Origin of the sequence: Hoeflea sp. YIM 152468, assembly GCF_029210485.1 — a bacterium.
GTDB lineage: Bacteria > Pseudomonadota > Alphaproteobacteria > Rhizobiales > Rhizobiaceae > Hoeflea.
In genome coordinates this window covers 18522-31328 of the sequence record NZ_JARGET010000038.1, presented here as the reverse complement: position 1 = coordinate 31328, position 12807 = coordinate 18522, and the positions used below count along the sequence as shown (strand labels likewise).

The following is a 12807-nucleotide window of genomic DNA, read 5'->3' as shown; positions in this document are numbered from 1 at the left end:
GAACTGCCATTTCCGGCTTGCATTCCTACACCCTATTCCCCGCCCACCCGCGCGATGAGCTTCTGCGCGCGGGCAGCCTCGTCATGGGACGCAAAATTTCACCGCGTGATGGCTTCAGCTGTCGCCTGGGGTGCCGCACGCGTTCGACAGCGGCACTCAGCTCTTGATGCCGACTTTCTGCTTGGCCGCAGCAGCGCTGCTTCAGTTTCCGTTTGCGGCGGCTTCAAGGGCGGCGATATCGATTCGCTTCATCGTCATCATGACTGCGAAAACGCGTTGCGCCATTTTCCTGTCAGGACTCGTCGTCAGATCGAGGAGCAATCTGGGGGTGATCTGCCACGAATGCCCCCACCGGTCCTTGCACCAGCCGCAGTCGCTTTCCGTGCCGCCATTGCCGACAATGGCGTCCCAATAGCGGTCGGTCTCCTGCTGGCTTTCGGTTAACACCATGAAGCTGACGGCTTCGTTGGGGACAAAAACCGGCCCGCCGTTAAGACCGACAAACTTGCGCCCGAGCACGGTGAACTCGACGGTCAGTTCACTTCCTTCCGTCCCGCCGGGAAAATCGGAAGGCGCGGCATTGACCCGATCAACATGGCTATCGGGGAAAGTCCTGGCATAAAACTCTGCTGCTTTTCTTGCCTCTCCATGGTCGTACCAGAGACAGGTTACGAGATCAGTCATTTGCGGTCTCCTCCGGGCTGGTGTCTGTGGGTGCTTCCAACGCCGAACAGCATTTCGATGTAGCGGCGCAGATGATCGACGGTTTCACGTGCCAACCCCGGATCGCCCGAAGCCTTGGCCAAGATGAAGCCGCCCTGGATTGCTGCCTGCGTGTGACGGGTCAGGCTTTCAGCGGTCCAGTCAGCCTTGATGCCGCGCGCCTGCATGGCAGCCGCGATGTCGGCTTCAAGCGTTGCGGCGTGGCTGAAGATGTCGACACTTGAAGCATTCTGCAAAGGGGTATTTATCTTCATGCGCTGAAGGGATGCAAGAGCTCGGCTATCCGGCTTCGTAACCATTGGTGAGGCGGACTGTTTGAAACCCGACGATGCCAAATCAGAAACAAGCGGACCGGATCGACGAGGATGGGGGGCTCGAAGACATCGAGATCTGCTGATCTGGAAACGCGATGGGCGAACGCGGATGGAAGCAAGGCGATGAGGTCCGAACTGGCGACGGCGCGGTAAACTCCGGAGAAAACCGGCAGAGTCATTGCCACATGGCGTTCGCGCCCGATCTGCGCAAGTGCTTCATCCCCAATACCTTTGGGATTGCCCTCGGTCGAAAACAGGACATGCTGCAGTTCGCAGAAGAGGTCGAGCGGCATGACATCGCCCTGCGCAAGTGCACGCTCTTTTGTCCCTGGATGCGCCTTCCTGGCGATGACAGAGAATGATGAGCTGAAAACCGGTTGACCTTCTGCCCATTCGGGCAATGGCGTTTCCGGAAGCAAGGCAAAATCCACGTTTTGGCTCGCCATGGCGTCGACACGGTCATCGGGGACCAGGTCAACCAGGTGAACACGCAGCGAAGGCGCATGCGCTGTCAAGTATTCGGCCAACGCGGGCATGAGCATTTCAGCAAAGAAGTCGCTGCCCGAAATCCGAAACTTGTGTTCCGCGGTCGCCGGATCGAACGCATCTGGCGCGCGGATCAGCGCTTCGATACGGCTCAACAGGTCTTGAAGCGGTTCTTTCAGAGAAAGCGCGAACTCCGTCGCTTCGAGCTTCTGACCGCTGCGAAAGAACAACTTGTCCCCGAGAGACAGGCGAAGCCTTTTCAGCGCTGCAGATACGGCTGGTTGGGATAGGCCCAAACGCTCACCGGCCCTGAAAGTGGAATGCTCACTCAGGAGCGCATCCAGCACACGCAGAAGGTTCAGATCGAAACTGGATAAATTACTCATGTCAATTGATATCATACAATATATCGATTTAACAGATTAATAGAGCGCGAGTAGGCTTCGATCGGTTCCAACGATCAGCCAAAGGAGGACCAAGATGCTGGATCGCCCTCGGACCTATAACGTTTTAAATATACTTATGAAGTTTCACGCCTTTCCCTCCGAGACGATGGACAGGTTCTGTGTTGTCGAATGTCTTGTTCCCGTTGGTGCAGGAGCGCCACCAAACCACCACGCGGGCGAGACGGAGTCATTCTATGTCATCGATGGTCAGATCGGTTTCATGGTCGATGGCAAGGAAATTCCGGCTGGGCCTGGCGATCATGTCGCAATTCCCGATGGGGCCGTACACGCGTTTGAAGCTATTGGAGACAAGCCGGCCCGTCTCTTGATCATCAACGCGCCCGGGCACATGCACGACCGGTTCTTTACCGGAATCGGACACCCCCTTCCCGAGGGCCAAACCGAACTGCCGGAACCCAGCGAGCCGGATATTCCATCAGTATTGGCCCTCGCGGAGGAAGTGGGCATGACATTTGTGGCTCCGGACCAAGAACGTGCCTAACGCGGCCCACGAATAGAAGGCAAGACGGGTGGGGGTGCAAACAGCGCCTGCCCAAACTATCCAGACATGTGAAATCCGGCTCCGTCCGCTCTGCCGCCATTTGCTCGTCGAAAATGCTGCGCCATGCACGAATGGACGGTCTGACAGGCCGCGCTGCACCAACACGGGCGATCGCCCAAATGTCCGCTCCGCGCCGAATGCTCCGTCGCGCCCGGCAGCCAGGCCGGTCAGGCTGAACCGGTGCGCCTCAGAACGACGGCGGTTTGAGGCCCTGGGCGCGCATGGCGGCGGTGACCGTGTTGGCCATCAGCATGGCGATGGTCATCGGCCCGACGCCGCCGGGAACCGGGGTGATGGTGGATGCGACTTCGGCGCATTCGTCAAAGGCGACGTCGCCGACCAGCCGGGTCTTGCCTTCACCGCGCTCGGGCGCGTCGATACGGTTGATGCCGACATCGATCACCGTGGCGCCGGGCTTGACCCAGTCAGCTCTGACCATCTGCGGCCGCCCGACAGCGGCAACCAGTATATCGGCATTGCGGCAAACGCCGGGCAGATCCCTGGTGCGCGAATGGGCGGTGGTCACGGTGGCGTTGGCGGCCAGCAGCAGCGCCGACATCGGCTTGCCAAACAGATTGGAGCGCCCGATGACAACCGCGTTGAGGCCGGAGAGATCGGCGCCGTGGGTCTGGCGGACAAACAGCATGGCGCCCGCAGGTGTGCAGGAAATCAGCCCGCCGTCGAGATCGCCGGTCATCAGCTTGCCGGCATTGACGACATGCAGGCCGTCAACATCCTTGCCGGGCAGGATCGACTGGATCACCGCGTCGGAATCGAGATGATCGGGCAGCGGCAGTTGCACCAGAATGCCGTGAATTTCACGATCGGCATTGAGCGTGTCGACCAGGGCTTCAAGCTCGGCCTGCGTGGTGTGCGCCGGCAAGGTGTGCTGCACCGACTTGAAGCCGCACTGCTTGGCCATGCGGCTCTTGGACGAGACATAGACATGCGAGGCGGGATCGTCGCCGACAATGACCACCGCCAGCCCCGGGCGCACCCCGGTCTCGGCCTCCAGCGCCTTGCTGGCTGCTGAAACCTGGTCGACAACACCCGCTGCGACGGCCTTGCCGTCAATCACCTTTGCCATAGTCATTCCTCTTCGCTCTGTCGCCTTGCCTTGCCGGTAGCCGGTCAAATTCCAGCGCGCAGCCGGACACTACGAAACCAACCACAAGGGCTGATAGCCTTTTTGCGTCTTCCTGTGTCAAAAAATCCGGGGATGGCGGATCAGGCGCGACGGCGCTGCGTGCCATAGCCACTGATGCGCGCGCGCAAGCCATCCATATCCCGCCGGATCCGCTCCACGGCGGCATCATTCGCCGGACGGACCGGCGGTGATGGTTGCGCAAGCGGTGCAGCCGCCTGCGCTGCGGGCTGCTGAAAGGCTGTGGCGGCGTGTGCCTGCAGGGCCGCTGGATGAATGGCCGCAGGCGGCGCTGGCTGCTGCCATGCCGGGATCGGGGTCGGCGGCGGCTGCACAAACTGCATCGGCTGCACCGGCACGGAAGACTGGGCCGCCTGCAATTGCGGCGCGACGGCAGAGGGCTGCACCGGACAGGACCACGCAACCGGATCAGTCTGCGGATGGAAATGCGGCTGGGCTTGAAGCGGGGTCATCCTCGGGTCCGGCATCGGATAGGCCTGGGCCATGGCAACCGGCGCTGCAGCATAGCCGGCAGGCGCACCTTGCTGCGGCATCGCAGCATAGGGATCAGGCTGCTGATAGCCAGCGAACGGATAGGCCGGCTGCTGGTGGCGCGGATCAGGCCAGGATGCGGGCTGGGCAGGGACCTGTGGCGGACCCGGAGAGTGTGCCTGCGGCTGCGGTTGGGCGGGGTGAGGATATTGCGGCTGGGCCGGAATGGCCGACCAGAGCGGCTGCATCTGGGGGGCGGCTGCGAAGTGGTGCGGCTGAGCCGGCGGATGCGGCAGCTCCGACGGCGCGCGGACAGGCGCGAAGGCTTGCGTCTCGGGAGATCGGGTGGCGGCAGACAGGCCGGGCGCCCGAGCGGCAGAGGCACGGCCGAACAAGACGTCCGGCCGAGACTGACCGGCGTCGGCGGGGTCAGCCTGGCCGGCCCTGGCACCAGCAGACGTCCTGCAGCCGCACTCCGGATGGCGGGATGCGGGTGGCTCAGACGCCTGGTGTTGCCGCGGTGAAGGATCAAAGGTCTGGGCAAACGAAACGGCCAGATCGCCAGCGGGTGCCGCTGACGGCTTGGGCGGAGCCGGTTGCGGGGCGCCGACCTGTTCGGGCGCGAACACGCGAGGGGTTGCAAGCCCGTGCGGACGCTCATGGTCTGCCGGGTCCGTCGGCTGTTGGGTTGGCTCGTGCCGTGGCCCGGTCTGCCGCGTCGTTGCCTCACGCGACGGTGGGGCAGCTTCCACGGCCTCCTGCCGGGCGCGATCCGGCTGGATGTGAGCCGGTCGGGATTGGAAGCCACCGGCTGTGGCCGTGGCACGGGCACCGTAAGAAGCCGCTGCGGTGGCTTCGTCTGCAGCCGCATCGAGGCCAGTTGACTCTTCGTCGCGGCCCCTCCAGCCGCGAGGACCGGAACCGCCGGGCGGCGTGTGCGGTGCCGGACCTTGAGGTCCGGGATAGCCGCCATAGGGCGGGGTCTGAAACCGGGCCTGGGGCGCACCGCCATTGTAGGCGGTGAAGCTCTCGACGGCACCGGCCAGCAAGGCCAAACCGACCCCGGAGAGAAAGCCGGCAACCATCCCGCCCGCAGCAATGAATTTGCGCGATGGTCCCATCGGCCGCAGCGGCGCCTCGGCCGGCGAAATGACCCGGACATTGCGCGTCGACAGATTGGAGCGTTCGCTGGTTTCCCGGGACCGGGTGAGAAACGCCTCATAGATTCCACGGGTGGCAGCGGCCTTGCGCTCGAGTTCGCGCAAGGTAACCAACTCCACCGACTGGTCCATGGCCCGGCTCTTGGCCACCGCCATCTGACTCGCCAGTTCCTGTTCCGTCTGGACCGCGCGCTGCAGTTCGGTCTGGGAACTGGCAACGATGCGGCGCAACTCGGCGCTGATTTCCCGCTTGATCGTCTCAAGCGATGACAGCGCGGCGATATATTGCGGGTGGCGCGGGCCGAGCTGGGTTGCCAGAGATTCCGCGCTCGATTTGGTCTGGGTGTACTGCTTGCGCAACTCGGTGAGATTTGACGACAACAGCTCTTCAGGAAAAGCGCCGGACAGGACCTCATCGATGTTGACCCTGGCGAGATTGTCCGCCTTGACCCGGATGCCGATCTTCATGGCTCTGGCATTGGCGAGCTGTTCGCTCAACGCCAGGATCACCTTGTCATCGATGAATTGTCCGCCGACGCCGACGAGACCGTTTTCGGCCTTGTAGCGTTCGACCTCGCGCTCGGCCAGATCGAGATCTGTGCGCAGCGAATTGATCCGCGTATCTATCGATTCCGACGTCCGCTCCAGCAGGTTGGACTGGGCCTGACCTTCGGAATCGAGATAGGTTTCGACAATCTGATTGGCGATCAGTGCCGATTTGTCCGGGTCCAGCGTGTCGACACCGACGATGATCACAAAGGTCTTTGCATCGCGGGCAACCGATACCGCATCACGCAGGTGGTTGAGGGCCTTCTGCTCCTCCTCCGATGGCCCGCCCTCGCCCGTGAAGATCTGCTTGATCTGCTGCCATCCGGCGCGGATCCCGCCACGGGAGAGCGATCCGTTGAATTCAGGATCGCGATCAAGCCCGAGATCGGCGACGACCTTTTCCAGCACGCTGGTGGACGACAGGATCTGCAACTGGCTGTCCGTGATGGCCAGCACGGCCTCTGTGGACAGCTGCTGATTGCGAACATCATCCTCGGTGACCCGGATTTCGCGCGGATCAACAAACAGGCGGCTTTCGGCATAATATCTGTGCGGGGTTGCCAGCGCCATCACCACACCGAGCACCGCTCCGGCCACCGTCGCCGCGCCGATCAGGTAGCGGAACCTCCACACAGCCGAAATCAGGATGGATGCATCGAGAAGCGGGCGCGAGCCTGGGTCAAAACCGCCCCCATGAGACCCGGCATGCCAATGATCATGATCATCCCGGCTGCGGGGAATGTAAGGCGGCACCGGCGGGGCCACCCGGTCCCGCCAACTGGCCGCTGGCCGCGTGCCGTCCGGCTCGACGGTCTCGCGCCGTGAAGTTGCAGCGTGGTCGGGCGTTGCGGCATCCGGCGCTGCCGGCGCGCCTGACTGCCGGGGCTCGGGTGTGATTGTGTCAAACAGCTGCGCAATTCGGTCGCCGAACTTTTCGCGACTTAAACGGGACGGCTTTGCCCTTGCAGGTGAAGAGGGGCCGGCGGGTGCTGCAGCTGCGGCGGTGGCACGCGACCCGGGTTCCGGCGCGGCGGGGTCGGCAGGCCGCGCGGTTGACAGGCGCGCGGTGCGGTCGCGTACCGACAACAAGGACGGCGACGGACGGGCGACGGCTTTGCCCGCGGGCCTGGCGGTGCCAGCGACCGGACCGGGAGCCGCGAGCGGATCGGCGGCATGGTCAAGCAGAGAACCACGACGGCTCCGGCGGTTTTGATGGTCGATGAAATCGCTCATATCCGGCTTTCGCCGCCCCAATTCGGCAAGAGTCTCAACTTCGTTAAGACAAGCTATAAATTCATGGGTAACAAAAGGTTAATTTCCGGCACTGAGACCCGAAATTGCCGGTTATTCTTCAATAAAGATGACTTCACTGCAATTTCATGAATCGTTAACTTCCGCTGCCGATCCCCCCGGTTCAAACGCCAAATTAACAAATCATGCGTATAGTTTGCGTCAAGAAACGGCGGATGCGGCACTCGCGCCCGCGCTGCCTGACGGTATGGAATGATTGTTCGCCTGAGAGATTTCGCACGCGCCAACAGCGCACTGATCCGGGCCTATCTCTCGCTGGTGGGGGGATCGGCTGGCCGGCTGGTGATTTCGCTTGTCTACTTCATCGCCATTGCCAACACCTTGTCGATCAGCGACTTCGGCCTGTTTGCCACCGCGTCGGCCTGCGGTATCATGCTGTCACGGATGCTGGCCTTCGGCTTTGTCTCTCCGCTCTACCGGATCGCCACGGTCAAGACCCGCTTGCTTGGGGTCTACACCGCCGGCTTTCTTGGCGGGGCGGCCCTGTCGGCTCCCATCATTGCGCTTGCTGCGTGGCTGACCCATTCCGTTGTATTTGCCGATCAGATGCTTCCGGCAACCTTCGCCAAGATCATCGTGGCCGAGGTCTTGTGCTGGCGGATCATGGAGATCGTGGTCATCGTCAGCTACGGCATCAACCGCTTTGGCGCCGGCTCGCTGCTGGTGGTCATTGCAACTGTGCTGAAGACCATTGCCGCGGTGGTGTTTGCCTGGCTGGCCGACGGATCGCTGGCCACCTGGGGCTGGTATTACCTCGCGGCAAACAGCACCGCTGCGGTGATCGCGGTGGTGCTGTTCTACCCGCGGGTCAGGCTGCGCTGGAAACTGGTGCTCTATTTGAACAGGTGGGTCGACGCCATTTCGGTGGCCGGCGCCGAGATGCTGTTTTACGTGCAATCCGAACTCGACAAGGTGCTGGTGCTGTCGCTGGGCGGTCCGGAAACGGCCGGCATCTACGCCATCATCATGCGTCTGGTCGATCTGACCGCTCTGCCGGTTCGCGCCTTCCTGACGGTTCTGACGCAGCGGTTGATGCGCACTTCAAAAATGCTGGACGATCTCAAGACCCGCATCCTGCTGGAAGGCGCAGTGGCGGCGGTCTCGACCGCGGGTCTGTTGGGCATGGCCGGATTTCTGTGGTTGTTCCCCAACGCGCTGGGCAGGAATGTTGCCGTGGCGGCGCCACTGCTGATCCTTGTGGCGCTGGTGCCGGCTTTCCGCAATCTGATCGAGTATCAATCGGAATTGCTCTACGCCACCGGCCGGACGGTGATCCGCATGCTGGTTCTGGCCTCGCTGGGCGTGATGAAGGCGCTGTTGCTGGCCTATATTCTGGGGTTCAAGCTGGATGTGACAGTCTGGGTCGAGCTGTTGAACGCGGCGTTCCTGGTGCTCTATCTGCAATCGGCGCTGCTGACCTATCGCGCGCTGCGCTCGATCAAGAAGCGGCCGATCTGAGCTGCTACTCCGGCGTCACCGAGAATGCCAGACGGCGGATCTCGCTGACCGGCTGGTTGACGAAGGATTGCACGCCGACGGCGACCTGATCGGGGCGCAGTTCATTCATAAAGCTTTCGAGCCCTTCCAGTGTTTCGGGATAGGTCTCGCGGAACCAGAGCATGTGACACAGCGACATGGCGGTTGGCGCGTGGCCCTGGCCGCCCAGAACCTCGTCGGCAAAGCGGCCATAGATGGTGCATTCCGATATTGCGCGTGATGAAATCAGCGCCCGGACCCAGCTCCGGCCCGTCACCTTTTCGATATGATCGAGCAGCGCGCGGGTGGTATCGGCGCGCCAGCCAATGAAGGTGTTGATGTAATCATGGGCCGGGGTGATGGTTGCAGGCAGACCGAGCAGATCACCGGCATGGGCAAGCCATTGCCGGTGCTCGGTCATGGCACCGCTGATGCCGCCATCAATGCGGAACATCCGCATGGTGCCGTTTGCCCACATGGCGGCCGGATCATAGCGCCGCACCATGACGACGTCGGAATCCACCGACAAGAGCATGTCGGCGTCGATGTGGCGGACCAGCGCCATGCGGCGAATCTGCTGGGCATGCCAACCGCGCAAGGGGAGCGAAAACGGGCTGAGCCAGACACGGCGGCGCCCAAGATTTGACGGGTCAGGGAAGGACCGAAGCCAGCGGGGAAACAGATCAGCCTCGCTGACAACACTGCGGCGCGGTCCCTCAAGCGGCTTGAAGGCTGTGACATCGCGCGGCTCGACCAGAAGATAGTGATGCCAGTCACCCGCCAGAAAGCGGTCGAGGCTCTCACACATCAAGGTGCAGCGTTCCAAATCATTGGACCAGGACGCAGTGATAACGGCTGTCTTCATGGCGATACCGGTCGGCTCCTGAAAGCGTGCAGCTGATTGGCGCTCAGGCCGGAACCCCGGATCGCCCGCCCGCACCCAAAATCTTGTAGCGCAAGACGTGGAAGAGGAAAACCGGATTGCCGAGAATGTAGCGACGCCACAGCCGGGACGGTTCGTGAAAAAGCCGCCAGAGCCATTCAAGCCGAAGATTGCGTATTGTCTGCGGCGCCCTTGGCACCGCGCCGGAGACAAAATCAAACAGGGCGCCGACGCCAAAGACGACGCGGCCGTGGCCCGGCCTGATGTTGGCGTCGATCCAGATTTCCTGAGACGGACTGCCCATCCCGACCAGGGTGATGTCAGGATTGATAGCGGACAGATCCTGCAGCACCCTGGCGGAATCGGTCTTATCGAAGAACCCATCCGACACGGCAATAAACTCGTGCCAGGGCGTGGCGGCTGTGAAATTGGCCAGCGCCGCGTCAAGCACCGCCGGCCGGCCGCCGATCAGCGCGACCTTCAGCGGGCGTTCCATATGCACCAGAAGCGCCGGGATGAAGTCGGTGCCATTGAGGTTGGCCGGAAAGGCAGTGCCATGCAGCGCGCGTGATGCAATGTCGACGCCAAATCCGTCTGGCAGCACTTCGCATTTGCTCAACCCCTGCCGGTAGATCGGGTTGCGCATGGCGAGGTTGGCATTGTTGGCGTTGAGAAAATTGAAAATGCGCTGCGGACCATCCCCGACCAGTGCGGCTTTCAGCTTGTCAAGGGCCTGGCACCAGCCGAGTGCCGCAACCCGAATGCCCATAATATCCCGATGCTGACCCTTACTCGATGCTGGCATGACAACTCCGGACACTCTGTTCAAAGGGGATTTCCACGGCGGTTGCCCCGTCGGACATGGTGTTAGCATTTTCTTAACAGTCTGGCTCATTGATTTCGGAATTGCAGTTAAGGGGCAAGTTCACCCTTGATTAACCATTCCGGCAGTGCTCGAGGCCACGCGAAAGAGCACTGACAAGGCGGTCGAGCTGGGCCGCGTGAAACATCCTGCCGTCGCAATCCAGCCTCTCGCCGCTGCGCGAGCGCTCGATCATCGACGTGAGCGCTGCAGCAAATGCGTCCGCATCATCGCTGCTCACGCAGTTCTCCGGCACAGTGGAGATGCCGCGCAGCGCACTCTGCGTGGCCACGCAAGGAAGCCCCATCTCGAAGGTCTCGATGGTCTTGAGCTGGACACCGGTGCCGGTGCGCGAAATCAGCGGAATGACGCGGCAGGAGCGAACAAAGTCACGGGCTTCGGGAACCCGGCCGAGAAATCTGACATTGTCCGGGGCCCTGGGCCTGTCCCCGCCGATGTCACCGGCAATTGCCAGCTGGAATCCGGATGGCAGGCGCGGTGTGATTTCGTCGAGAAACCAGTCGAGCCCGGAACGGTTGGCAGCCCAGGTCCAGGATCCGATCATGCCGGCATCATAGAGCGGCGCGCGCGTGGAAGGCGCCTGAGGCGGCGCCACTGCGGTGACCAGAGGCAGGACCGTCGAGCGATCATCGGCGGCGACACCAAGCGCTGCACGATCGGCATCGGCGAGGGTAAAGACGTGCCGGGCGGCGGCGCAAAGCTGCGATTCGAGCTCCGCAAGCAACCGCGAATCGCGGCCGAACAGAAACCGGGTCAGGCCGCTCGCCGCATTGGAAGCATTGTCTGCGGCGCTGCGGGATTCGACATTGTGGGCAACGAAAACCGCAGGCCAGGCGGAAAACACCTCCAGAAAGGCGCCGGGCAGTTGCACGGAGTTGAGCACCAGTGCATCGATCGGCCCGAGCGCATCCAGGGCGGTTCGAACGTCCTGCGGCGTTGCCGCGTGCATCTTGGCCACAGACACCGGCTCGCCGCGGACGAACGATTCCTTGAGCCACAGCGCCTGCTGCATCTTGCCGACCCGCGCATTGGTGACTTCCAGCCGTCCCAGAAGCCGTGTCTGCTCCGGCGCAGCAGGCGCGTGGCCGGGTTGCAGGAAGCCGATCACCGAAACCTTGTGGCCAAGCAACCTGATCGCATCGACGATCACCCGGTTGGCAATGTCATAGCCAGAGGCGGGTGCAGCCACAGGGACGAGCGATGAAACAAAGACCAGATGCATGCCGATTCCATTCAGATATCACGCCGGAGCCTAGCCGATCGGCTTGAAAGCCGGGTTAAACGCATGGTTCAAATACCGCACCGGAGTTTCAGCAATTCTTCAGGATCCTGTGATTGGATGTTCTCGATCAACCGGGTCCCTGCCATGACGCCTGATGTGCCATTTGTTTCCGAGTTCGCGCGTTCTTCAAACCTCACACCGGACCACATCCGTGTCGTCATCACCGTGCCGACGTTCCGGCGACCGGAACACCTGATGACGACCCTGGATTCGCTGCAGGCACAGGGAATGGGAAGCGAGGTTGCCGTGGTGATCATGGACAATGACGCCGAGGGACTTGAGGGCGCGCGTGCTGCCGCCGACTGGCTTGAGGGTTCGCAGCTCAAAGGCATTGCCATCGTCGCGCACCGGCGCGGCAATTGCCATGCCTACAATGCCGGCTGGGAGACCGCCTTGGCAGAATTTCCCAGATTGACTCATATCGCAGTGATCGATGATGATGAAATCGCCGGGCCGGGCTGGCTGTCGGGGCTGATGGAAACCGGCCGAGAAACCGGGGCGGATCTGGTTGGCGGACCGCAGATTCCCGTGTTCACCGACAAGGCTCTCGACGGCTGGCGCCGGCATCCGGTCTTCACTCCGCATTATCACAGCACCGGCCTGGTGCCGATCCTGTACTCCTCCGGAAATGTGCTGATCTCCCGGGCGGTGCTGGATATGATGCCAAAGCCCTATCTCGACCCGGCGTTCAATTTCATCGGCGGCGGTGACAGCGACTTTTACCGCCGGGCCAGGGCGCGAGGATTCGAATTTGGCTGGAGCGCGGAAGCCGCGGTGATGGAAACGCTGCCCTCGCGCCGGGCGGAATTTTCGTGGCTCAACGCGCGCTCGCTCCGCAACGGTGCGATCTCGGCGATCCTGGAAAAACGGCAATGGCCCGGAATGCCGGGGCGGGTTCGCACCCTGGCCAAATCTCTGGCCCTGCTGGCGGCGTCACCTTTGCGGGGTCTCGGGCTCGGCCTTCGGACCGGCTCGGCAGTGATCGGCCTCTATCACATCCAGGTGGCGGTTGGCCGCTTGATGGAAGAATTCGGCATGGTCAACGAACAGTACCGCAATCCCGAAAGCAATTGACACGCCGTTCGCGGCCGGTGCG

General features: G+C 62.2%; 11 protein-coding genes. 3 read left to right on the top strand and 8 right to left on the bottom strand.

Annotated elements, in window-relative coordinates:
* Positions 1–201: 201 nt before the first annotated feature.
* The 3 genes from PZ897_RS18285 to PZ897_RS18275 are packed head-to-tail and all read right to left on the bottom strand — an operon-like array spanning position 202 to position 1909.
* Positions 202–684, bottom strand: coding sequence for a VOC family protein (locus PZ897_RS18285; protein WP_275754144.1), 483 nt, complete (start codon positions 682–684; stop codon positions 202–204).
* A complete protein-coding gene (locus PZ897_RS18280) occupies positions 681–977 on the bottom strand; it encodes a hypothetical protein (RefSeq protein WP_275754142.1) in 297 nt (98 codons plus the stop codon). Before PZ897_RS18280 ends, PZ897_RS18285 begins: the two co-directional genes overlap by 4 nt.
* The gene (locus PZ897_RS18275) at positions 974–1909 is read right to left on the bottom strand and encodes a LysR family transcriptional regulator (RefSeq protein WP_275754141.1); all 936 of its coding nucleotides are present in this window, start codon (positions 1907–1909) and stop codon (positions 974–976) included. The genes PZ897_RS18280 and PZ897_RS18275 overlap by 4 nt, the downstream gene beginning before the upstream one ends.
* Before the next feature lie 94 nt (positions 1910–2003).
* Between PZ897_RS18275 and PZ897_RS18270 the strand changes: the two genes are divergently transcribed.
* Positions 2004–2471 (top strand): cupin domain-containing protein, encoded by a 468-nt coding sequence (locus tag PZ897_RS18270; protein ID WP_275754140.1) that lies wholly within the window; start codon positions 2004–2006, stop codon positions 2469–2471.
* Between the two features lie 247 nt (positions 2472–2718).
* Here the strand turns inward: PZ897_RS18270 and folD are convergent, their stop codons facing one another.
* Entirely contained in the window at positions 2719–3618 is a 900-nt protein-coding gene (gene folD / locus PZ897_RS18265) for a bifunctional methylenetetrahydrofolate dehydrogenase/methenyltetrahydrofolate cyclohydrolase FolD (RefSeq protein WP_275754138.1), read from the bottom strand.
* 140 nt (positions 3619–3758) lie between these two features.
* Complete coding sequence (locus PZ897_RS18260; RefSeq protein WP_275754136.1) at positions 3759–6509, bottom strand: GNVR domain-containing protein; 2751 nt, start codon at positions 6507–6509, stop codon at positions 3759–3761.
* Between the two features lie 870 nt (positions 6510–7379).
* Here PZ897_RS18260 and PZ897_RS18255 point away from each other — a divergent pair.
* On the top strand, positions 7380–8645 hold the full coding sequence (locus PZ897_RS18255) for a lipopolysaccharide biosynthesis protein (protein ID WP_275754135.1): 1266 nt from the start codon (positions 7380–7382) through the stop codon (positions 8643–8645).
* 4 nt (positions 8646–8649) lie between these two features.
* On the opposite strand, the gene PZ897_RS18250 is transcribed toward PZ897_RS18255, so the two are convergent.
* From PZ897_RS18250 to PZ897_RS18240, 3 genes are all read right to left on the bottom strand, one after another.
* The gene (locus PZ897_RS18250; protein ID WP_275754133.1) at positions 8650–9528 is read right to left on the bottom strand and encodes a DUF6492 family protein; all 879 of its coding nucleotides are present in this window, start codon (positions 9526–9528) and stop codon (positions 8650–8652) included.
* A 43-nt stretch (positions 9529–9571) separates the two neighbouring features.
* Entirely contained in the window at positions 9572–10351 is a 780-nt protein-coding gene (locus tag PZ897_RS18245; protein ID WP_275754132.1) for a WecB/TagA/CpsF family glycosyltransferase, read from the bottom strand.
* Between the two features lie 130 nt (positions 10352–10481).
* Positions 10482–11651 carry a glycosyltransferase family 4 protein gene (locus PZ897_RS18240; protein ID WP_275754130.1) on the bottom strand — a complete coding sequence of 390 codons (1170 nt, stop codon included), beginning with the start codon at positions 11649–11651 and terminating at the stop codon, positions 10482–10484.
* A gap of 117 nt (positions 11652–11768) precedes the next feature.
* On the opposite strand from PZ897_RS18240, the gene PZ897_RS18235 reads away from it, so the two are divergent.
* A complete protein-coding gene (locus PZ897_RS18235) occupies positions 11769–12785 on the top strand; it encodes a glycosyltransferase (protein ID WP_343217470.1) in 1017 nt (338 codons plus the stop codon).
* Positions 12786–12807: the final 22 nt, after the last annotated feature.